At 72.6% G+C, this 22,031-nt stretch carries 19 protein-coding genes and 1 pseudogene; 6 read left to right on the forward strand and 14 right to left on the reverse strand.

Translation table 11 applies throughout. The features are described from left to right. Window positions 1-81: 81 nt before the first annotated feature. Window positions 82-945, forward strand: coding sequence for a helix-turn-helix domain-containing protein (locus OG780_RS08810; protein WP_328446345.1), 864 nt, complete (start codon window positions 82-84; stop codon window positions 943-945). Here the strand turns inward: OG780_RS08810 and dnaK are convergent. The 6 genes from dnaK to OG780_RS08840 form a co-directional block, all read right to left on the reverse strand. After that, the gene (dnaK, locus tag OG780_RS08815; protein WP_328446347.1) at window positions 939-2,840 is read right to left on the reverse strand and encodes a molecular chaperone DnaK; all 1,902 of its coding nucleotides are present in this window, start codon (window positions 2,838-2,840) and stop codon (window positions 939-941) included. The two genes, OG780_RS08810 and dnaK, sit on opposite strands and share 7 nt — an antisense overlap. Window positions 2,841-2,982: 142 nt before the next feature. After that, a complete protein-coding gene (locus tag OG780_RS08820; protein ID WP_261705012.1) occupies window positions 2,983-3,408 on the reverse strand; it encodes an OsmC family protein in 426 nt (141 codons plus the stop codon). Between the two features lie 164 nt (window positions 3,409-3,572). After that, entirely contained in the window at window positions 3,573-5,384 is a 1,812-nt protein-coding gene (locus tag OG780_RS08825) for a vWA domain-containing protein (protein ID WP_328446359.1), read from the reverse strand. Then, a complete protein-coding gene (locus tag OG780_RS08830; RefSeq protein ID WP_328446361.1) occupies window positions 5,381-6,442 on the reverse strand; it encodes an ATP-binding protein in 1,062 nt (353 codons plus the stop codon). The genes OG780_RS08825 and OG780_RS08830 overlap by 4 nt, the downstream gene beginning before the upstream one ends. 194 nt (window positions 6,443-6,636) lie before the next feature. Further along, the gene (locus tag OG780_RS08835; protein WP_443062307.1) at window positions 6,637-8,739 is read right to left on the reverse strand and encodes an alkaline phosphatase family protein; all 2,103 of its coding nucleotides are present in this window, start codon (window positions 8,737-8,739) and stop codon (window positions 6,637-6,639) included. Window positions 8,740-8,975: 236 nt separating this feature from the next. Then, window positions 8,976-9,455, reverse strand: coding sequence for a hypothetical protein (locus OG780_RS08840; protein WP_328446365.1), 480 nt, complete (start codon window positions 9,453-9,455; stop codon window positions 8,976-8,978). An 84-nt stretch (window positions 9,456-9,539) separates the two neighbouring features. Here OG780_RS08840 and OG780_RS08845 point away from each other — a divergent pair, with 84 nt between their 5' ends. Further along, window positions 9,540-10,313 carry an MBL fold metallo-hydrolase gene (locus tag OG780_RS08845; RefSeq protein WP_328446367.1) on the forward strand — a complete coding sequence of 258 codons (774 nt, stop codon included), beginning with the start codon at window positions 9,540-9,542 and terminating at the stop codon, window positions 10,311-10,313. A 110-nt stretch (window positions 10,314-10,423) separates the two neighbouring features. Beyond that, window positions 10,424-11,050: a DedA family protein gene (locus OG780_RS08850; RefSeq protein WP_328457997.1), complete on the forward strand. Its 627-nt coding sequence runs from the start codon at window positions 10,424-10,426 to the stop codon at window positions 11,048-11,050. A gap of 18 nt (window positions 11,051-11,068) precedes the next feature. On the opposite strand, the pseudogene OG780_RS08855 reads toward OG780_RS08850, so the two are convergent. The 7 genes and pseudogenes from OG780_RS08855 to OG780_RS08885 form a co-directional block, all read right to left on the reverse strand. After that, a pseudogene (locus tag OG780_RS08855) lies at window positions 11,069-11,634 on the reverse strand (MBL fold metallo-hydrolase); the annotation flags it as partial. 145 nt (window positions 11,635-11,779) lie between these two features. After that, window positions 11,780-13,027, reverse strand: coding sequence for an aminotransferase class I/II-fold pyridoxal phosphate-dependent enzyme (locus OG780_RS08860; protein WP_328446369.1), 1,248 nt, complete (start codon window positions 13,025-13,027; stop codon window positions 11,780-11,782). A 222-nt stretch (window positions 13,028-13,249) separates the two neighbouring features. Beyond that, window positions 13,250-14,347, reverse strand: coding sequence for a hypothetical protein (locus OG780_RS08865; protein ID WP_328446371.1), 1,098 nt, complete (start codon window positions 14,345-14,347; stop codon window positions 13,250-13,252). A gap of 286 nt (window positions 14,348-14,633) precedes the next feature. Then, the gene (locus OG780_RS08870; RefSeq protein ID WP_328446373.1) at window positions 14,634-15,428 is read right to left on the reverse strand and encodes an RNA polymerase sigma factor SigF; all 795 of its coding nucleotides are present in this window, start codon (window positions 15,426-15,428) and stop codon (window positions 14,634-14,636) included. Window positions 15,429-15,682: 254 nt separating this feature from the next. Continuing rightward, window positions 15,683-16,261, reverse strand: coding sequence for a TIGR03086 family metal-binding protein (locus tag OG780_RS08875; protein ID WP_328446375.1), 579 nt, complete (start codon window positions 16,259-16,261; stop codon window positions 15,683-15,685). After that, complete coding sequence (locus OG780_RS08880) at window positions 16,258-16,500, reverse strand: DUF6158 family protein (protein WP_326784617.1); 243 nt, start codon at window positions 16,498-16,500, stop codon at window positions 16,258-16,260. The genes OG780_RS08875 and OG780_RS08880 overlap by 4 nt, the downstream gene beginning before the upstream one ends. A 210-nt stretch (window positions 16,501-16,710) precedes the next feature. Further along, window positions 16,711-18,330: an ABC-F family ATP-binding cassette domain-containing protein gene (locus tag OG780_RS08885; protein ID WP_328446378.1), complete on the reverse strand. Its 1,620-nt coding sequence runs from the start codon at window positions 18,328-18,330 to the stop codon at window positions 16,711-16,713. A 103-nt stretch (window positions 18,331-18,433) separates the two neighbouring features. Between OG780_RS08885 and OG780_RS08890 the strand changes: the two genes are divergently transcribed. The 3 genes from OG780_RS08890 to OG780_RS08900 all read left to right on the forward strand — a co-directional run bounded on the left by OG780_RS08890 (window position 18,434) and on the right by OG780_RS08900 (window position 21,210). Continuing rightward, window positions 18,434-19,939 carry a bifunctional phosphatase PAP2/diacylglycerol kinase family protein gene (locus OG780_RS08890; RefSeq protein WP_328446380.1) on the forward strand — a complete coding sequence of 502 codons (1,506 nt, stop codon included), beginning with the start codon at window positions 18,434-18,436 and terminating at the stop codon, window positions 19,937-19,939. A 235-nt stretch (window positions 19,940-20,174) separates the two neighbouring features. Further along, entirely contained in the window at window positions 20,175-20,996 is an 822-nt protein-coding gene (locus OG780_RS08895) for a class I SAM-dependent methyltransferase (RefSeq protein ID WP_328446382.1), read from the forward strand. Between the two features lie 43 nt (window positions 20,997-21,039). After that, entirely contained in the window at window positions 21,040-21,210 is a 171-nt protein-coding gene (locus tag OG780_RS08900; RefSeq protein ID WP_326784621.1) for a hydrophobic protein, read from the forward strand. Window positions 21,211-21,303: 93 nt separating this feature from the next. On the opposite strand, the gene OG780_RS08905 is transcribed toward OG780_RS08900, so the two are convergent. Further along, entirely contained in the window at window positions 21,304-21,996 is a 693-nt protein-coding gene (locus OG780_RS08905; RefSeq protein ID WP_328446385.1) for a GvpL/GvpF family gas vesicle protein, read from the reverse strand. Between the last annotated feature and the right edge of the window lie 35 nt (window positions 21,997-22,031).

Genomic DNA, 22,031 nt, shown 5'->3' on the forward strand with positions numbered 1-22,031 from the left:
CGCATGTTGAGGCCAATCGATGATGGTTCCGCACGGACATGGCACACTGCACGCATACTTCGGCGCGTGGGGAGGTGTGGCGTGAGTGAGCGGCGGCCGGCACCCACGGTGGGGCAGGTGGTTCTGGGGCGACGGCTCCAGGAACTGCGCGAGGCCGCGGGCCTGAAACGGGAGGAAGCGGCGCGAGTCCTGCGGGTCGCGCCGGCGACCGTGCGGCGGATGGAGATGGCCGAGGTCGCCCTCAAGATCCCCTACGTGCAGGTTCTGCTGACGACGTACGGTGTCTCCGAGGACGAGACGGACACCTTCGTGGCACTGGCCGAGGAGGCGAACGAACCGGGCTGGTGGCAGCGGTACCACGACGTGCTGCCGGACTGGTTCAGCATGCACGTCAGCCTGGAGGGCGCGGCCCGGCTGATCCGCAGTTACGAACCGCACTTCGTGCCGGGGCTGTTGCAGACCGAGGAGTACGCGCGGGCCGTGCTGGAGGCCGGGACCGTCGGGCAGACGGGTACCGAGGCCATCGACCGGCATGTGGCGCTGCGTATGAAACGGCAGGCGCTGCTCACCCGCGAGAACCCTCCCCACCTCTGGGTGATCATGGACGAGACGGCGCTGCTGCGTCCGGTGAGCATCCGGGGCGAGGTCATGCGCGACCAGATGGACCGGCTCCTCGAATGGGTCGAGCTCGATCACGTCACGCTTCAGGTCGCGGAGTTCGCGGCCGGCCCGCACCCGGGGACGTACACGTCCTTCGCACTGTTCCGCTTCGCCGAGCGAGAGCTGCCGGACATCGTCTACAGCGAGTACGTGACCGGCGCCCTCTATCTCGACGCGCGCGAGGAGGTGGCCCTGCATCTGGAGGTGCTGGACCACATGTCGGCCCACTCCGCCTCCGCCGAACGCACCAAGGAGATCCTCCGGGAGTTCCGCGAGCGCTACTGAGCGGGCCCCGGACCCGGGGACCTGTCCCGGCCGTCTCCTCCGTCCCCTGCGCGGTCCTCGTCCACGATCTCCGCGTCTACCACGTCCGCGTCGTCCTGTGCCTGCTCGGTGGGCGGCTGGTCCTGCGGGGCCGGCCCCTGCTGGGCCTGGGCGTACATGGCCTGGCCCATCTGCTGGCTGACGGTGGCCAGTTTCTCGATGGCGCCGCGCAGAGCGGCGGTGTCGGTGGAGGAGTCCTCCAGAAGCTGTTTCAGTCCGGCGGCCGCCGAGGCGACCGCTTCCTTCGTGTCGGCGGGGATGCGTTCGTCGTTCTCGCGGACGAACTTCTCGGTCTGGTACACGAGTTGCTCGCCGTGATTGCGGGTCTCGGCCGCCTCCCGGTTGCGCCGGTCCTCCTCCGCGTACTGCTCGGCCTCGCGCACCAGGCGGTCGATGTCGTCCTTGGGCAGCGCGGAGCCGCCGGTCACGGTCATCTTCTGCTCGCGCCCGGTGGCCAGGTCCTTCGCGGAGACGTGGGTGATCCCGTTGGCGTCGATGTCGAAGGCGACCTCGATCTGCGGGACACCTCGCGGTGCGGGCGGCAGGCCGGTGAGGTCGAAGACGCCGAGCTTCTTGTTGTAGGCGGCGATCTCGCGTTCGCCCTGGTAGACCTGGATGCCGACCGAGGGCTGGTTGTCGGCGGCCGTGGTGAAGATCTCCGAACGCCGCGTGGGAATGGTGGTGTTGCGCTCGATGAGCGTGGTCATGATGCCGCCCTTGGTCTCGATGCCGAGAGACAGCGGGGTGACGTCGAGGAGCAGGACGTCCTTCACGTCTCCGCGGATCACACCGGCCTGGAGTCCGGCGCCGAGAGCCACGACCTCGTCCGGGTTGACGCCCTTGTGCGGGTCCTTGCCGGTGAGTTCCTTCACCAGGTCGGTGACGGCGGGCATCCGGGTGGAGCCGCCGACCAGGATGACGTGGTCGACGGCGGACAGTTTCACACCGGCGTCCTTGACGGCCTGGTGGAAGGGGGTCTTGCAGCGGTCGAGCAAGTCGGCCGTCAGTTCCTGGAACTGAGCACGCGTCAGTTTCTCGTCGAGGTGCAGGGGGCCTTGGGCGGTGGCGGTGATGTAGGGCAGGTTCACGGTGGTCTCGGTGGACGAGGACAGCTCGATCTTGGCCTTCTCGGCGCCCTCGCGCAGCCGTTGCAGAGCCATCTTGTCGTGTCCGAGATCGATGCCGTGCGCGGCCTTGAAGCGCTGGGCGAGGTGCTCGACGATCCGCTGGTCCCAGTCGTCACCGCCCAGCCGGGTGTCCCCGTTGGTCGCCTTGACCTCGATGACCCCGTCACCGATCTCCAGGAGCGAGACGTCGAAGGTGCCGCCGCCCAGGTCGAAGACGAGGACGGTCTGCTCCTCCCCACGGTCGAGCCCGTACGCCAGAGCGGCGGCGGTCGGCTCGTTGATGATCCGTAAGACCTTCAGCCCCGCGATCTCGCCCGCCTCCTTGGTGGCCTGGCGCTGCGCGTCGTCGAAGTAGGCGGGCACGGTGATGACGGCGTCCGTGACGTCCTGGCCCAGATAGGCCTCGGCGTCCCGCTTCAGTTTCTGCAGCACCCGCGCGGACAGCTCCTGGGCGCGGTAGCGGGTGCCGTCGATGCTGCCCTTCCCGGGAAACCGCCAGTTCACATCGCCCATGTACCGCTTCACGGACCGCGCGGTGCGCTCCACGTTCGTCACGGCCTGCCGTTTGGCGACCTCGCCGACCAGCACCTCGCCGTTCTTGGCGAAGGCCACCACCGAGGGTGTGGTGCGTGCTCCCTCGGCATTGGCGACGACCGTCGCCTCACCGCCCTCCAGGACGGCCACCACCGAGTTCGTCGTCCCCAGATCGATCCCGACCGCACGTGCCATGTCCGTCCCCTTCCGCCACGGCTCTGCCCGCCCCCAAGCACAAAACCTGTGTTCTCGCTTGTCAATGGCGCGGACGGCGTACGCGGGCGGACACGCCGATGCCGCGCCCCCGCGGGGAGGACGCGGCATCGGCGTACGAGCGTCAGGCGAGCTTCGCCGACAGCGTGATCGTCGTACCGGTCAGGGCCTGGCTGACCGGGCAGTTCTTCTTGGCGTCCTCGGCCGCCGCGACGAATCCGTCGTTGTCGAGGCCCGGCACCGTGCCCTCGACCGTGAGGTGGATGCCGGTGATGCCCTCGCCGGGCTGGAAGGTGACGTCGGCGTTGGTGAGGAGCTTGGTGGGCGGCGTCCCGGCACCCGCGAGGGCATGCGACAGCGCCATGGAGAAGCAGCTGGAGTGGGCGGCCGCGATCAGCTCCTCGGGGCTGGTTTTGCCGTTCGCGTCCTGGGCCCGCGACGCCCACGTCACCGGCTGCTGGCCGATGCCGGAGGAGTCGAAGGTGACGACGCCGTTGCCCTCGAGCAGGTTGCCTTCCCACACGGTGTGTGCGGTGCGCGTGGTTGCCACGATGATTCCTTTCGGGTGTGGTCCCGTTGCCGGGGTCCGTGTCTCCCATCCGATCACACCTGGGCCCGGAGCACCCCACGGTTCGGGCGGCGACCTGCCGGTGCGTGTCCGGGATTTCGTCGGACGGGGGGCCGCGGAGCCCGCCGGAGCACCGCGGCGGGGGCTCAGGTCACCCGGAAGACCGGCCCGCGCGCGGTGAAGGGGAGCCGTGCGGCGTGCGGCACCAGATAGGCGTGCTCGCGCCGCACCCGCAGCACGTCGCAGTATCCGTCCGTGATCACCAGGACGGGAGCGCCCGGCGGGAAGTCGTCGGCGCGGTGCAGCAGATCGACGCCCGGCTGGAGCACGGTGCCGCCGCGCCCGTGGACCCGTACGCGTCCGGCGATCTCCGTGACGGGCAGATAGCCCGCGTCGTGCGGGGCGGCGTCGCAGAACACGACACGGGCGGCCGGTACGTCGCGGGACCCGGCGTACGAGGCGATGGCGCCCAGCGCCTTGCCGAGCAGGGTGCGGTCCATGGAGGCGGAGGTGTCGAGTACGACGCCGAAGGTGCAGCGGGCGATCTCCTCGGGCGGGAACCAGCGGCCCGCGCGGGGGATGCCCGGGGTGGCCGCCTGCCGGCGGGAGGGACGCGCGTACGACCGCAGCGGCTCGGGCCGGGGCACGAACTCGTCGAACCACCGGGCGAGTCGGGCGTCCCAGGGCAGCGGCGGATGGCTGAGCGCGCGGATCTCCTCGACCAGACCACCGGGCAGGAAACCGCGCTCCTGCTGCTGGTGCAGATCGAGGCCCCGGGCCAGGCCGCGGCGGTAGAACTCGTCGAGGTCGACGTAGTCGCGCGCCGAGCCGAGCGGTCCGCCCAGGATGTCGCCCGTTCCCCTGCCGCGCAGCGTGGCGAGGCGGCGCATCCGGCGCAGATCGCCGGCGATCCGGTCGTACACCTCCTCGGCCGACAGGTCCTTCAGCTCCGGGTCGTACAGCAGCCCCTCGGGCATCGTGCCGACCTGCATCTCGCACAGCCAGCCGTTGATCACATAGTCGGCGGCCACGTTGAAGAGGTACGGGTCCCGGGCGCCGCAGCGGTCACCGTGGCGCAGGGCGGCGTGCAGCATCTCGTGGGCGAGGACGAACCGCCATTCCTCGTCGCTGAACGAGCACAGCGGGTTGATGTAGATCTCGGCCGCCTCGGTGTCCACGGCGGCGACGGAGATGTCGTGGGCGCGGGCGAGTTCGGCGTCGGCGACGAGGGTGATGCCCGCCGCGAGGCCGCCGAGCAGCGGGTAGGAGGAGACGAACCAACTCAGCGCCCGCTCCCAGGGCCGGAGCGGGGTGGGACCTTCGCTCATGGAGGCGCGTCTCCCGCCCGCCACGTCCATCGCGGCGGACATGGTGCCGATCAGCGCGTGCGCGAAGGCCACCTGCCAGTCGGCCGGAGCGCTGCCGAGCCAGGCGTTCCAGGACACGAGGGCCTGGTCCGGGTCGCCGCCCGCCGTGCCGCAGTGTTCGTACCGCGGCGGGATGCCGTCGCGGCGCCAGGCCGCGGCGAGCCGTTCCTCGTCGCCGCCGGGGTAGGAGTCCGGGAGGTCCTCGGGCGTCAGGCCCACCGAGAAGCCGAGCAGGAAGCGGTTCACCACCACGCAGCGGGCGGCGAGGTCGAAACGGTCCGGCTGCTCGCGTGTCCCGGCCGCGGCCGGGACATGGCCGAAGCCCAGATGGATGACGGCGTGCGCCATGGCCCAGGCCCAGGCGACGGGTTCGGCGCGACGGGTCGGGTTGACGTGCAGGGTCCCGTTGGAGTCGACGACCACCAGCCCGTCCCGGGGAGCCCGCGCGCACGTGTCCTCCCGGCAGACGCTGAAGCCGACGGCGCCCAGCGCCGGATTGGCCCGGACCAGCCGCAACCCCTCGGCGAACGCCTCGGCGGCGGGATCGGGCTTGGCCTTGGCCTTCGCCCCGGACTTGCGGGAACGGCTCACCGGCGCGCCTCCACCAGGCGCGGCATGTCCCGGGCGGCCTCCACCAGGAACCACGCGGGCAGGACCGGATTGCCGTCGGCGTCCGAGGCGATGACGCTCTGGGCGACCTCGACGGATATCTCGGCGAGCTGGATGAGCAGGGACTTGGCCCGGTACGCGGTCTGCCGGGCGTTCGCCGAGATGTGGTCCCGGCCGGCCGGGAGTTCCTTGACGAGACGGCCGCGGAAGGACTCCGCGAGGTAGTAGAGGAGATCGCGGTCCTCCGTACGGGAGGGCCAGCGGGCGTCACCCTTGAGGATGGCCTCGATGCCGAAGCGACTGCGCACGATCTTGACGTAACCGCAGAACGCGACGGCGTGCGCGGGCGTCAGCGTGCCGTGGGCGATCACCTTCAGGGTCTCCTCGTCGAGCGCGTCGCCGAAGGAGCCCAGCGCGTCGGAGAGCATGTGCCAGGAGCGCGGGGTGGAGAAGGGCTCCTCGGTCTTCGGCGGCTTGGACCACAGGTGGTCGGGGCGGTCGGTGAGGTGGTCGAGCACCCAGGGGTGGATGTCGTTCTTGGCGGCCCAGACGAGCCAGTCCTTCGGAGAGGCCTCCAGATGGACGTGGGTGAGCCGGTTGATCAGCGCCGAGGCGATCGGGCGGGCGAGCGCGTTGTCCGTCGCGCGGTTGCCCGCGCCGATCACGATGGAGCCCTTGGGCAGCTCGTAGTCGCCGATGCGGCGGTCCAGGATCAGCGAGTAGAAGGCCTTCTGCACATCGGGCGTCGCCGCGTTCAGCTCGTCCAGGAACAGGCAGTACGGCTCGTCGCGGGCGATGGCCTGCGGCGGGCAGAAGACGGAACGCCCGTCACGGATCTGCGGCACGCCGATCAGGTCCTCGGGCGCGAGCTGCGTACCCAGCAGGCTCACGCACTCCAGCCCGAGCGATTCGGCGAACTCCCTGACCAGGGAGGACTTTCCGATGCCGGGTGCGCCCCAGAGGAAGACCGGCCGCACGGTGGCGAGACCGAGAAGCAGCTCCGGGACACGGGAGGGCGTGACGGTGACGGCTGCCTGCACAGGCGAGCTCCTTGAAGGTGCGGGAGAGGGGTGAGAGACGAGCGATGTGTGAGGGACGCGCGCGAAAGCGCGGCGTGCGACGCCCACAGTGTGGGCGCGGCACGACGTCCGCCGCCTCCCATTTTTCCGGTGCCGGCGACCGGGCCGGCCGGTGAACAGGCCGGCCGTTCTCCGCCCCGCGGCGGAGCCGCCGCTCAGGCGGCCTGCTCGTCCGGGTGGGACGGCAGCGGTACTTGGGCGCCGTCGCACTCACGCAGCCAGCGCCGCAGCACGTCGTGCACCCGCTCCGCGCCGACGAGTCCGGTGTCCGGGCCGACGGGTTCCGTGGCCGCGCCGACGAGTCCGGTGTCCGGGCCGACGGGTTCCGTGGCCGCGCCGACGAGTCCGGTGTCCGGGCCGGTGGGGTCCCTGTCCGCGCCGGCCGGTGCGGACAGGGTGAGCGGAGAGAGCAGGAACGGGTGCCCCTGGGCTCCGCCGAGCCCGCCGTGCGAGCCGATCTGCTCCTCGAAGGCGAGGACTTCGCCCCCGACGGGGTCGTACCAGGAGTTGACCATGATGTCGGCGGTGTGCGGGAACGTGTGTGTGCGCCGCACCGCGTCAGCGGCACCGGGACCGAAGTCGGCCAGTGGGCCCGGGTGTTCGTCGTCGAGCCGGCCCACCGGCACCTCGGCGCCGTGCGCCCCGAGCACGAGGCCGCCGTGCTCCTCGCTGCGCACCAGGAGGAAGCCGATGCCCGGGTGGTTGGCGAGCGTGGACAGCAGCGCGGGGTGGCGCCGGTCGATCTCCTCCCGGCTCATCCGGTGCGCGACGTCGGGGAAGGAGACGAGACCGAGGTTGCCCGAGGCCAGGACCAGGGGTTCGGAGCGGCGCCCCGCCGGTCCGCGCCGCTCCTCGCGCTCCTCGACCGGTCTGCGCAGCGCGGCCCGGACGGCGGTCCGGGCCTCGGCACCGCTGTGGGTCCTGCGCGCCCCGCGGGGCACGGGCAGCCCGCAGCCGGCCCGGACCAGATTGCCGAGGCTGAGGCCGTACCTGGTCAGGAAGGTCTCGCCGGGGCTCTGGCCGTGGTCGGAGAGCACGACGATCCGGTACGGCCGGGGGGCGTGCTCGGCGACCTTCTCGATCAGCGCGAGCGACCGGTCGAGCCGCTCCAGGATCCTCTCGGCGTCCCGGCTCCGCGGCCCGGAGTGGTGCGCCACCTCGTCGTAGGCCACCAGGTCCGCGTAGACCGCGTTGCGCCCGGCGAGCATGTCGCCGATCACCGCGGCGACCACGACGTCCCGCTCGACGACGGTCGCGAAGGCGCGGACGAACGGGTACAGCCCGCCGCGTTTGACGCGGGGCCGTCGCCGCTGGAGGCGGGCCCGGGTGGACTGGCCCGTCTCCTTGAAGACCTCGGCCACGAACGACATCGCCGTACGGACGGCGTTGGCCGGGTCGGAGAAGTAGGCGAAGTAGCCGGCCCGCGAGCGGTTGTCCCGTCCCCTGCGCGCGGCGACGGACAGCACGAGGGCCAGCTCGTCGGCGCCGCCGCTGAAGAGGTTGCCCCGGCTCGCGCCGCCGGCGGTGAGCAGGCCGCCGTCGCGGGTGTGCGCGACGGCCCGTCGCTGGAGCTCGGCGGCGCTGGTCGGCCGGTTGCAGACCATGACCTCCTGGGTGTCCTTCTCGTACCAGCGGAAGGCGGGGACGTCGTGGTTGCTGCCGTGCAGGATGCCGAGCTGGCTGGCGCCGGTCTGGCTGGACCAGTCGGTTCTCCACGGCCTGAGCCGGTGGGTGGGGCGCTTCCCGTCGAGCCATCGGGCGGCCGTGGGCATCAGACCCTTGCCGATCGCCTCGCGCAGCACGCCGTGTCCGACGCCGTCGAGCTGGAGGAAGACCACGCCGGGAGTCGAGGGGCCGGGCCGCCCGGTGGCGCGTCTGCGGCGCCGGTCGGCGAGCCGGTAGAGGCGGCGCCGGTACGCGTCGTCGTCCCGTACGGCGAGGGCGGCACCGGTGGCCGAGGCGACGGCCGACATGACGGCGGCGACGACCACGGCGGTCTCGGGGGCCGCCTCGCCGTGCCCGGAGGGGTTGAGCCGCAGGGCGATCAGCAGCAGCGAACCGTTCAGGAAGAAGACGAGCAGGCCCAGCACCAGGGCGGGGACGAGGAGCAGGGCCCGCACGAGCAGGGGCCACACCAGCGCCGACAGGAGACCGAAGACGCCCGCGCCGGCCGCCGCGGTGACGGCGATCCGTGTCGCGCTGTCCCCGCTCTCCGACTGGAGCCGGAAGTCGGGCAGCGCACCGGCGAGGACGAGCATGGTGAGCGTGGACACGGCCCACACCGTGGTGCTGCGTCCCGCCGCGCTGGCGAGGCGCCGCCAACGTCCTTTGTCCACGCCCAGTCCACCTCACGTCCCGGCCCGCCCGGTCCGCGCGGCCTGCTCCCACCCTGTCACAACGGCCGGAGATCCCCAGAAGTCCCCACAAGCCGCGCGAAGTCCCTCAGGAGGCTTCCCCAGGTGCCTCTTTGCCGGGACTCACCGCGGGTGGGAGATCAACGGCCGTCGTAGCCCGCCGTCGGCATCGACAGACGGCGGTGGACCCTGGCCTTCATCTGGGCGTCGTACGACGGTTCGGCGGTGCCCACGGTCTCGACGCGGACACCGCGGCGCGCACACTCGGCGGTGAACTCCTCCACCGAGGCGAGCGCGCGCTCCAGCACCCGGCGGCTGGGCGCGACGAACAGGTCCACGAGACCGGCCTCGACATCCGCCCACAGGCTGCGGTGGTCCGGGCGCAGCCCGCGTACGAGAAGTTCCCGGGTGACGACGTAGCCGTGCTCGGCGGCCCAGCGGGCGCACATCGCGTGCTGGCTGCGGGAGTCGACGAGAAAGGGGTCCTCGTCGAGCTCTTCCAGAGGTGTCAGGCTCGCGATCGCCGTGACACGAAGCGACGGGGAGCACGGCACGGGGCCGCCGCGCTCGTGCGAGCGTTCGAGGGCGTGCGTGCCGGAGGCACCGCGTGCGTCTCCCATGGTGTCCCCCTCACCTCATGGTTTCGCCGCAGACCCTACTCCTGCCCGTAGGCTCGGGGGGAGTCGTGCGAAGGAGGCAAAGAGGTGCCGGTGGAGATCACCTGGTGGGGGCACGCCACCTGCACGCTGGAGGACTCCGGGACACGCGTGCTCACCGATCCCCTCTTCGCGCGCCGGCTCGCACACCTGCGGCGCAGGCGCGGGGCGCCGCCCCCTCCCCCGGCTGCGGTCGCCGACGTCGCGCTGGTCTCCCATCTGCACGCCGACCATCTGCATCTTCCCTCGCTGGCGCGACTGGCCCCGGGTACCCGGCTGCTCGTGCCGCGCGGTGCCCCGCGTTCGGTGCCCGGACTGCGCAAGCTGGACCATCTGCGGCTCACGGAGGTCGCGCCCGGTGACCGCACCCGCGTCGGTGACCTGGCCGTCCGCACGGTTCCGGCACGGCACGACGGACGCCGGCTGCCGATCGGACCGCACCGCTCCCCCGCCGTGGGGTACGTGATCGAGGGCGAGGCGAGGACGTACTTCGCCGGGGACACGGGGTTGTTCGCGTCGATGGCCGAGGAGGTCGGACCGGTCGACGTGGCCCTGCTGCCGGTGGGCGGCTGGGGCCCGTATCTCGGGGAGGGGCATCTCGACGCGGGGCGTGCCGCCGAGGCGCTCGCCGCGTTGCGTCCCCGCAGCGCTGTGCCGGTGCACTACGGCACGTTCTGGCCCATCGGGATGGATGCCGTGCGCCCCCATGAATTCCACGCGCCGGGTGAGGAGTTCGTGCGCCTGGCCGCCGAGCGCGCGCCCCAGGTGGCGGTGCATCTGCTGAGGCAGGGCGAGAGCGTGCGTCCGGAGGCCGCTCGGTGATGTCCTGGTCCGCCGGGGCGGTGGCTCCCCCGGCCCTTCAGTCGGTCAAGAGCGGCGCTCTTCTGTCGCTCAAGAGCACGACCCTCGTGCCGCTCAAGAGCACCGCACCGCTGGTGTTCCTGTCCGCCGCGGCGCCGACCGTCCCGCCGGAGTCCACTCAGCAGGCGATCGGCTATCCGTCGCTGTTCCTGCTGGTGCTGATCGGCGCTCTGGTGCCGGTGGTGCCGACGGGGGCGCTGGTGAGTTCGGCGGCGGTCGTGGCCTTCCACCAGACGTCACCCTTCGCACTGCTCATGGTGTTCCTGGTCTCCTCGGCCGCCGCGTTCCTCGGCGACATGTCGCTCTACTGGCTCGGTCGGCGCGGCATGGGCTCGAGGAACGGATCGCGCTGGCTGGAGGCGATCCGGGAACGCGCACCCGAGGACCGGCTCGCCCGGGCTCAGCAGAAGCTCGCCGACCACGGCATCGCCGTCCTCGTCCTGTCCCGCCTCGTACCGGCGGGCCGCATTCCGGTGATGCTGGCCTGCCTGATCGCGAAGATGCCGCTGCGGGTCTTCGCCCGCGGGGACATCCCGGCCTGCCTCGCCTGGGCGGCCACCTACCAGATCATCGGCATCCTCGGCGGCTCGCTCTTCCCCGAGCCGTGGCAGGGCGTGGTGGCGGCGGTGGCACTGACCGTGGCGATCAGCCTGGCGCCGGGTGTGTGGCGCAGGTTCCGCGGCACGAAACCCTCGTAGGACGGGGAAACACCGTCGCTCCAGCCCCCGGGAACCTCCCACAGCCAGATCCCACGGGTTCTCCCGGCCAGGCCCGCCCGCCCCCACGCCGCCCGCACCCGCCGCAGTGGTTCCAGCACCGGTTCGACCGAGAGCACGAAGGTGCCCTGGTGCATCGGGGCCATCCACCGCGCGCGCAGGTCGACGGCCGCCTGCACGGCCTCCTCCGGATCACAGTGCACGTCGCTCAGCCACCAGCGGGGGCCGTACGCGCCGATGGGCAGGAGGGCGAGGCCGATCCCCGGGTGGCGCTGCCCGATGCGGGTGAACCAGTGGCCGTATCCGGTGTCGCCCGCGAAGTAGACGCGCCGGCCCTCGGGTGCCGCGAGCACCCAGCCGCCCCACCGGGAGCGGCAGGTGTCGGTGAGGGTGCGCTTGGACCAGTGGTGGGCGGGGACGAAATCGAAGTGGACGCCGTCGAGTCGGGCCGCCTCCCACCAGTCGAGCTCGGTGATCCGGGTGAACCGGCTCCGCCTGAACCAGCGTCCGAGGCCCGCCGGTACGAACACCGGTGTGTCGCGCGGGAGTCGGCGCAGGGGCGGGGCCACAGGCGCCGCTCGCCGAGCGGGCGGGGTTCGGCGAGGGGCGCAGGAGGGAGGACGGCGGGGTGCCCGGGCGCCGGTGCGGCCGGGGGCGCGGGATCGCCTGTGGCCTGGGTCGTCGTGCTCGTGGTCGACTCGGACTGCTGCGTCATCGAGGAGACTCCCGTCGCTCGGCGTCGTCGCGGAGATCGCCGAAGGCCGACCCCACGAGGGTCAACGCGCTGTGCACATGCGGCAGTTCCAGTGGCGAGGGGGAGCTGAGCGCTTCCTCCCGCTCCTCGTCCGTGGAGCCGAGCAACGACCCGGTGCCGAGGCGGACCCGGAGGGCGGCGAGGTCGTCGCCGAAGCGGTGTCCGCCCGGCGCGGGCATGCCGAGCCGGGCGGACAGGTGGTCCTCCAGGTCCTGCGCGTCACCGACGCCGCGCGCGACGAGCGCGGATCGGAACGCGCCGAGGTCGACGTACAGGTGCCGGCCGGCCTGCGGGGGGCGCGCGACGGCCCCGGCGGCACCCACCGCGCGGTGGACGGCGTCGGCCACGCAGGCGTGCAGACGTACGGCGGCGGTGAGCCGTTCGGTGATCGCGGCGGGCTCGCCGAGCGCGTACGCGGCCGCGGCGGCGACCGGTTCGGCGACGCGCGCGCCGAGCACGGTGAGCACGTCGAGGACGCGGGAACGCAGGGACGCGCCCGCCGCGTTGTCGGGGAAGCGGGCGACGGCGGCCGGCCAGCCCTGCGGCAGGAAGGCACCCGCGAGGTCGGCGATCACGGAGACGTCGTCGGGGAGCATCTCGGCGGGGCTGAGCAGCACGGTGTCCCGCGGCTCGTGCAGGGTGTCGCGCCAGGTCTCGTCGCTGACGATGTGCAGTCCCTCGCCCGCCGCGGCCTCCACGGCCTCGTGCACCACCTCGGGGGGTGCGACGGTGGCGGTCGGGTCGTCGGCGACGGACAGCAGGAGCAGCCGCGGGTCGCCGCCCTCCGCACGGACCCTGCGGACGGTCTCCAGGAGGGCGTAGGGATCGGGGACGCCGCCGCACTCCGCGGGTGTCGCCACGTGGAACACGGATCTGCCCAGCAGGCGTGCCTGCGGCGCCCACCAGGCGGCACACGGACGGGGCACGAGGAGGTCACCGCCGAGCGCGCCGGTCAGGGCCAGCAGCAGCGCGGGGGCTCCGGGGGCGGCCGCCACCCGGTCGGGTGCGGCACGCAGTCCGCGCCGGGTCCAGTAGCCGCTGGCGGCGTCGAGGAGCACAGGGCCGCCCCCGCAGGGTTCGGCGGCGGAGCGGTTCGCGGCGGCGGCCAGCACGGAACGGAGTTCCGGGAGCACGGGCAGGCCCTGGTCGGGCAGGGGCGGACCGTACCGGAGCGGTCCGTGGCCTTTAGGGTCCGTCCGCCGCATACCTGCCTCCGCACCGTGGATGCCGCCGTTCCCTGTTCCGGAGCCCGCCCGCCGTACGTTCCGGGTGTCTTCGTCCTCTCGTACGGCTCACCGGGCGCCGCTCGCCGGCCTGCGGGGTGAACCGCTCAGCGCCCGGAGGCATGCCGTCCCGTGTGTCCTCTCGTGTGTGTCTGTCACATCGTCAGCCGTCGTGCCGTCCACCGCCACCGTGGCGTCCGCCTGTCACCTCCGCCGTCGGCGCAGTCTGTGCACCCGTTGCGCGGCCGCGCCCAGGGCCCCGGCGATCAGCAGTCCGCCGGCTACCAGGGCCGGCACGGAGTCGGTGAACACCCCGCCCTCGCCGGCGTGCACACCCCGCTGGATCGTGGGCGGCCGTTCACCCGCGCCGGTGTCTGAGCCGGTCCCGCTGTCGGGAACATGGGTCGCCGTGGCGCCGCGGGCCACGGCGTACGAGGCGGTCCACTGCTTCCCGTGGCCGCCCGGGGGCGCGGGACAGACCCCGCCGACGTTCCACCGTCCGTCGGCGCCCCCGGTGTCGGCGCCCCCGGTGTCGGGGCCCGCGCTGTCCGGTCCCACCGTGCCGGGAGCGGCGGTGCCGGAACCCAGGGCGTCCGGGCTCAGCGGTTCGGGAACCGTGTCGGGCCCCACCGTGTCGGGGCCCAGGTCGTCGGGGGCCACCGAATCCGGACCGACCGTGTCCGGGCCCGCCGAGTCCGCACCGCCCTGATCCGGGCCCACCGAGTCCGGGCCCACCGTGTCCGGGCTGTCGGTGTCGGGGATCAGAGAGTCGGGGACCACGGGGTCACCGGCGCCGGGAGCGGGGGCCTGGACGTCGGGCACGACGGTGGACCAGCCCCCGGGAACGGGGCTCACCGCTCCCGCCCGGGCTCCCGCAGGCGCGTCGGCGGAGTTCTTCGCGTCGGAGTTCGCCGCCGCGCCGGAACCGTTCGTATCGGGGCTCACCTCGTCGAAGCCGCGCCCGGACCCCTCCGTGGCGGAACCGGCGGCCGGATCGGGTTCGCCGGACCCGATGTGGGCGGTGCCGCTGTAGGAGGCGGCGCCCGCGGCGCTCGGGTCGGCGCCCTCGACGCGGTGAAGCTGGACCTTGCCCTCCTGGAAACCCTGGGAGCTGGCGTCGATGAAGTCGGGCAGGGTCCCCCCGATCGCGTCGCAGCTGACCGTGACGGTGACGGTGCCACCGGGTTCGACTGAGCCCGGACTGACCTCCGCGGCCGGATCCGCGGCCGCGCCCGACGCGGCGGCGCCCAGAGCGGCGCCGGCCAGGGCGGTGGCGTACAGGACACGGGCGGTACGGCGCATGAGCGGGGCTCCTTCGGCGGGCTGCGGTCCGAGAGCCACGGCCGTCGTGTCCCTCGGGCCCATCAGAGCCCGCCGCACCGCCGGGCGCGAACGGCCGGGCACCATTCGCGGGAAAGCGGGGCCCGAGCGGGTGACATCGCGGGCGGGCCGCGACCGTTCCCCCGTACCCACCGTGCGATCCCGCCCGCACCTCGACCCACCCCCACCCTGAGCCGTACGACACCCACGGCCGGGGCCCTCACCGCCCCCACGGCCGGGGCCCCGGCCGGATCGACTCGGACAGGTCCTAGGCCGCGTCGCGCATGATCTGGTCGCGCAGTCGCGTGCAGCAGCGGCTGATGAGGCGGGAGACATGCATCTGGGAGATGCCCAGTTCGTCGGCGATACGGCTCTGGGTCATGTCGCTGAAGAACCGCATGTAGAGGATGGCCCGTTCCCGCTCGGACAGGGCCTGGAGCCGGGGTTTGACGGCCTCGCGGTCGATGACGGTGTCGAGGGCCGGATCGGGCGAGCCGAGGGCGTCGCTGAGGGAGTAGCCGTCCTCGCTGCCCGGCAGTTCGGCGTCCAGGGAGAGCGCGGTGAAGCTCTCCAGGGCCTCCAGACCCGTGAGGACGTCCTCCTCGCTCATGCGGGCGTGCTCGGCCAGCTCGGCGACCGTCGGCCGGCGGCCCGGGATGGTCTGCGACAGGTCCTGGGCGGCGAACCGGACCCGGTTGCGCAGGTCCTGGACCCGGCGCGGCACGTGCAGGGTCCACATGTGGTCACGGAAGTGGCGCTTGATCTCGCCGGTGATCGTCGGCACCGCGTAACTCTCGAAGGCGTTGCCGAGTTCGGGGTCGTAACGGTCGACGGCCTTGACCAGTCCGAGCGCCGCGACCTGGCGCAGGTCCTCGGGGCTCTCGCCGCGGTTGCGGAAGCGGCCCGCGAGCCGTTCGGCCATCGGCAGCCAGGACTCGACGATCTCGGCACGGAGTGCGTCGCGCTGCTGTCCCGGGGGGAGGGCCGCGAGCCTGCGGAATGCCTCCCCGGTGTCGGGGGCGTCGTCGTGCGGATGGTGCGTCGCGCTCGCTTGAGTTCGCATGGTGCGTCGCAACTCCCTTGATGGTGCCATGTGATGGACAGTCATCGTGGGAACGCACCCGTACGCCGGACGAGTACACCCATGGCGCGGATAGCCGCTCCCACGGACGTGCCTCCTGTCCGAAGCACTGCAACTGCGTCTGCCCCGCGCCATGCGGGGCAAACACCCTCCGATTCTCCCTGACGCCGGCCCGCCCGTCCTCCCGGGGCCCCGGTTCCGGCTTCCCCGTGGTGGCACCCGGGGTCAGGGCAGGGTCAGGGCCGACGCCCGACCAGGCAGAGCAGTTTCGTCTGGACGTCCGCGCCGGGCGGTGGCTCCTCCGGGGCCGCGAAGAGTCCGCTCTTCTCCAGCTCCGCCGCGTGCGGCGTGACCTCCCGGACCGCGAAGGACAACAGGTCCTCGGGGAGTTGTTCGTCGGCGCCGATGGCGCGGGACAGGTCCCAGGTGTGGACCGTCAGATCGGTGACGAGCTGCGCGCAGTAGTCGTCCGCCGGCATGTCCCCGAAGGAGAGGTGGACCGTGCGGCCGAGCGCGCCCGGCTCGGCGAACACCGCTCGGGAGGCATCGGCCACGGCCTCCCAGGCGGCGACCGGGTCGGGACCGAGCAGGTCGCCGGCCAGGCTGTCGCCGACCGCGTCGACGGTGGAGCCGTCTCTGACCAGCGCGGGCACCCAGGCCTGCTCGGAGACGAGGTGACCCACGAGATCGCGCACGGTCCAGGCGGTGCAGGGCGTGGGTGCCTCCCACTGGTCGTCGTGGATCGCGTGGACCCGGCGGCCGAAGAGCTCCAGGGCCTCCGCCTGCCGGACCAGGACCGAATGCGGCTCGCTCATGCCGGCGGCACCCCCGCCGCTCCGCGTTCCCGGGCGCCGTCGCGGGTACGGCCCGCCGTGACGGGCCGCCGCGGGTGGCGGCGCAGGTACTCGCCCTCCAGCTGGGCCATACGCACGTTGTGGGTGTGCAGCGCGTCGTTCGAGCCGTGCAACAGCGTGTCGTGGCGGGTGCGGTGGATGGCCTCGAGCTCTTTCATGAGCTGCTGATCGTCCAGCCGGTCCGGGTCGACTCCGGTCATGGTGCTACCCCGCTCGTCGTGGCCGTCGGTGCGGTCCGGACGTCCACCCCGGGCAGACACTGCCCCGAGCGGCCTCCGGGAGGGAGCCGTGGGTCGAGACCCACTCCCTCCACTCTACGAACATCCGGGGTGCCGGGCCTCCCCGGGACAGGCCCGGCGTCCGGCGTCCCCGCACGGGCCCGCCCGCGTGAGGTCACCGCACCGGCCCGCCTACCGCTCGCGCTCCACGCGGCGCTCGTCCCACACGGGCTCCCGTGTCTCCCGTACCCGGCCGTCCGAGCCGAAGACCAGGTAGCGGTCGAAGGAGCGGGCGAACCAGCGGTCGTGGGTGACCGACAGGACCGTCCCCTCGTACGCCTCCAGGCCCTCCTGAAGTGCCTCCGCGGACTCCAGGTCGAGGTTGTCGGTCGGCTCGTCCAGCAGCAGGGCCGTCGAGCCCTCCAGTTCCAGGAGAAGGATCTGGAAACGTGCCTGCTGGCCGCCCGACAGCTTCTCGAAGCGCTGCTCGGCCTGCGCGGTCAGCTCGTAGCGGCGCAGCCGGGACATCGCCGCTCCGCGGTCCTGCGCGTGCTCGGTCCACAGGATGTCCAGGAGCGCGCGGCCCTCCAGTTCCGGGTGGGCGTGGGTCTGCGCGAAGTGGCCGGCGACCACGCGGGCGCCGAGCTTCCACTCACCGGTGTGCGCGACGTCGCCGCCCGCGAGGAGCCGCAGGAAGTGCGACTTCCCCGAGCCGTTGGAGCCGAGGACGGCGACGCGCTCGCCGTAGTAGATCTCCAGGTCGAAGGGCTTCATCAGGCCGGTGAGCTCAAGTCCCTTGCAGGTCACCGCCCGCACGCCGGTCCGCCCGCCGTGCAGCCGCATCTTGATGTCCTGCTCGCGCGGCGGCTCCGGAGGCGGCCCGGCCTCCTCGAACTTGCGCAGCCGGGTCTGCGCCGCCGCGTAGCGGGACGCCATCTCATGGCTGACGGCGGCCGCCTGACGGAGGTTCAGCACCAGCTTCTTGAGCTGCGCGTGCTTCTCGTCCCAGCGCCTGCGCAGTTCCTCGAAGCGCGCGAACCGCTCGCGCCTGGCCTCGTGATAGGTCGCGAATCCGGCACCGTGCACCCAGGCGTCCGCGCCGGCCGGGCCGGGCTCGACACTGATGATCTTCTGGGCGGCGCGGGAGAGGAGTTCGCGGTCGTGGGAGACGAACAGGACGGTCTTGCGGGTCTCCTTGAGCCGCTCCTCCAGCCAGCGCTTGCCGGGCACGTCGAGGTAGTTGTCCGGCTCGTCGAGGAGCAGCACCTCGTCGGTGCCCCGCAGCAGCGCCTCCAGCACCAGGCGCTTCTGCTCTCCTCCGGAGAGGGTCCTGACCAGGCGCCACTGGGCCTTCTCGTACGGGACGCCGAGGGCGGCCATCGTGCACATGTCCCAGAGGGTCTCGGCCTCGTACCCGCGGACCTCGGCCCAGTCGGACAGCGCCTGCGCGTAGCGGAGCTGTGACGCCTCGTCGTCGACGGTCATCATCGCGTGCTCGGCGGCGTCCACGGCCTTCGCCGCCTCGCGGATGCGGGGCGGGGCCACGGAGACGAGCAGCTCGCGCACGGTCGTCTCGTCGCGTACGGACCCCACGAACTGCCGCATCACGCCGAGCCCGCCGCCCACGTTGACGGTTCCTCCGTGGGGCTTGAGCTCTCCCGAGATCAGCCGCAGCAGCGTCGTCTTCCCGGCGCCGTTGGGCCCCACCAGGGCCACGACGGCGCCTTCCCCGACCCGGAACGACACATCGCCGAGCAGCGCCCTCCCGTCGGGAAGGTAGTACTCAAGGTGCGCGGCTTCGAGATGTCCCATGGGCAGGCATTCTCCGGGGAGCGGGGGTGCGGGGCAAACGCGTATGCGACGAAGGGCCGGGGGCGGGGGCGGGAACCGCCTGATCCGGGGTAGACGGAGCCGCATGACCACGACCCCGGATGTCGACCTGACCGCCCTCGTACCGGGCCGCCACGCCCTTCGGGACCGCCTGCTCGGCCTGGACTGCCGGCTCTTCGAGGCGGTCGCGGCACGGCACTGGCCGGGCGGCGACCCCGTGCTGCCGCGGCTGAGCCGGAGCGCGAACCACGGTGTCCTGTGGTTCGCGACGGCCGCTGCCGTGGCGGCGAGCCGCACCCCGCGGGCCCGCCGGGCCGCCGCGCGGGGTGTCGCCTCGCTCGCCCTCGCCTCCGCCACCATCAACACGCTCGGCAAGCGCTCGGTACGCCGTACCCGCCCCGTCCTGGACCCGGTCCCCGTCATCCGGCAGCTGAAGCGGCAGCCGATCACCACGTCGTTCCCCTCGGGGCACGCCGCCTCCGCCGCCGCCTTCGCCACGGGGGTGGCGCTGGAGTCCCGCGGCTGGGGCGCGGCCGTCGCACCGCTGGCCGCGGCGGTGGCACTGTCCCGCGTCTACACCGGCGTCCACTTCCCGAGCGATGTCCTGGCCGGTGCGGCCCTGGGTGTCGGCGCCGCGTACGCCGTGCGCGCGCTGGTGCCCACCCGCGACCAGTTGACCCCGCCCGGCCGTCCGCGCACCGACGCGCCCGCGCTGGCCGACGGTGAGGGCGAGGGCCTGGTCATGGTGGCCAACACGGGCTCGGGCACCTCGGAGCGGGTCGGCGCGCTGGCCGGCGCGCTGCCTAGGGCCGAGATCGTGGAGTGCGAGCCCTGTGACCTGCGGGAGGAGCTGGAGAAGGCGGCGGCCCGCGCCCGGGTGCTGGGCGTGTGCGGCGGCGACGGCACGGTGAACACCGCGGCCGAGGTCGCCCTGCGCCACGGGATCCCCCTCGCCGTGCTGCCGGGCGGCACGCTCAACCACTTCGCCCACGACCTCGGTGTGGAGGGCGAACGCGATCTGGTCCGCGCGCTCCAGGAGGGTGAGGCGGTCCAGGTGGACGTGGGCCGGTTCGCGTCGGGCGGCACGAACGGCATCTTCCTCAACACGTGCAGCCTGGGCATCTATCCGGAGCTGGTGCGCGAGCGGGAGAACTGGTCCAGGGTGATCGGCAGCTGGCCGGCGGGAGTGCTGGGCGCCCTGCGTGTGCTGCGCGCCGACCATCACCCGCTGCGGGCCGAACTCGGCGGCCGTACGCACCCGTTGTGGCTGCTGTTCGCCGGCAACGGCACGTACCACCGGATGGGCCTGGCACCCGCCCGCCGCTTCGACCTCGCGGACGGCCGCCTCGACGTACGGGTCGTGCACGGCGGCCGTCATCCCGCGGTGCGGCTGCTGGCCGCGGCCTTCGCGGGTCCCCTCACCCGCTCGCCCGCGCACGCGGCCGTAAGGGTGGGCCGCCTGCGCATCGAGGGCGTGGCTCCCGGCACGCTGCTGGCCTACGACGGTGAAGTCACCGAGGTGAGCGGCGAGGTGACCCTGGGCAAGAGCCGCGAGGCGCTGACCGTCTACCGCCCGTTTCCCGCGCACTGACCCGTTCCCGCGCGTCGCCCGCCCCCGCCGACCGGGCCCGTACGTCGTGCCCGTACGTCGTGCCCGTACGTCGTCCCCTCGCACCGTCCGTGCGCGCCCGCGCAGGCTGCCGCCGTTCCCAGTGTCCACATCGCAAGATGCAGGTCTCATCATTCGACATGACCGCGTACGGTGATGACATCGCCTCAGGGAGTGCGTACACCTCCACGAGGCCCGTACGAGAAGGGGATCGGTCATGTCGCAGTCGCAGGAGACCGCCGTCTACACCCACGGCCACCACGAGTCGGTGCTGCGCTCCCACACCTGGCGTACAGCCGCCAACTCGGCGGCCTACCTGCTCGACTCGCTGAAGCCGCACATGAAGATCCTCGACATCGGCTGCGGACCGGGCACCATCACCGCGGACCTGGCCGAACGGGTACCGGACGGCCACGTCACCGGCGTCGACCACGCGCCCGGCATCCTCGACCAGGCACGCCGGACGGCGGCCGAACGCGGCCTGGGCAACGTCGAGTTCGCCGTCGCCGACGTCCACGCGCTGGAGTACCCGGACGACACGTTCTGCGTGGTCCACGCCCACCAGGTGCTCCAGCACGTAGGCGATCCGGTGCAGGCGCTGCGCGAGATGCACCGGGTCACCAAGCCCGGCGGGCTCATCGCGGTCCGCGATGCGGACTACTCGTCCATGACCTGGTATCCGTCCACCCCGGGCATGGACGCGTGGCTGGACCTCTACCTGCGCGTCGCCCGCGCCAACGGGGGCGAGCCCGACGCCGGCCGCCGCCTCAAGTCCTGGGCGCTGACAGCCGGGATCCGGGACATCACGGCCACGTCGAGCACCTGGACCTTCGCCACCGAGGACGAGCGGGAGTGGTGGAGCGGGCTGTGGGCCGACCGCACGCTGGCCTCGGCGTACGCGGAGCGGGCGACGGAAGGGGGCCACGCGGACACGGGCGAACTGCGGGCGGTGTCGGACGCCTGGCGGCAGTGGGGACGGCAGGAGGACGGCTGGTTCTCCGTCCTGCACGGAGAAATTCTCTGCCGAAAGGAAGCCTGATTCCGCGGTATCGGGAAACCCGGAATGCAGGAGGTCTCACATTATGGTTCCCATTCTGCTCGTTCTGCTGCTCGCGCTGATTCTCTTCGGTGCCGGATTCGCGCTGAAGATTCTGTGGTGGATAGCACTGGTGGTCATTGTCCTGTGGCTGCTCGGATTCCTGGTGCGCGGCACGAGCGCTTCCGGAAGCCGGGGCCGCTGGTACAGGTGGTAGCCCTTCCCTCTTCGGGAAGACCTCGGGGAGGAACAGCTTGACGCGGCGCGGGGTCCAGGACGGTCCTGGACCCCGCGCCGCGCTCCGCGCCACTCAGCCCGTACAGCCCGTGAGGCCGGCGAACCCGGTGAGGCCCGTGGACCCCGTGAAGGAGTACGCCGCCCACGGCCCCGTCAGCTCCACCCGCATCCCCGGCTCCTCGCCCACACTTCCGTTCACCCGTTCCAGGAATTCCCCCGAGTCCGCGCGCGGCACCAGATAGGCCGCGTCAAGAATTTGGGAACCCTCTTCCGGATTCCGCGGGGTCAGCAGCCTGTTCTCCTCGGCGCACTCGGAAAGGGTGCCGTGCAGTCGGCGCGTGAATTCTCCGGACTTCCCGGAAAAATCGGCCTTTTCGGCATACACCTTCACGTCCCATTCCACGCGTCCGTCGAGCCGGTCGAGCGTCCGCTCGAAATCCTCCCTGCGTTCGTCCATCATCACGCGCACGCCGCTGTCGTCCCGGAGAACGGTGGCGAGCCGGAGCGGCAGCGGGCTGGTGACGGCGGTGAGCGCGTCGATGACGCCCTGGTGGGCGCGGGCCGTCGCCTCCAGCCAGTGGACGTCCTCCAGCCGGCGGCGCAGCGGCTCCGCGTCGAAATCCCGCTCCGGGACCGAGCCGACCACGGCGATCAGGCCGTCGTGGCGCAGCAGTCTGGGCGGGACGCCCCCGACCCCGGCCAGCTCGACCGACAACGCCGCCGGGAAGGGGCGGCAGATCGCGTAGACGTAGCGCAGAGCGCTCATGAGTCTCCTCCCGCGCTTCCCTCGCACCCCCGCGG

Origin of the sequence: Streptomyces sp. NBC_00386 (genome assembly GCF_036063235.1) — a bacterium.
Lineage (GTDB): Bacteria > Actinomycetota > Actinomycetes > Streptomycetales > Streptomycetaceae > Streptomyces.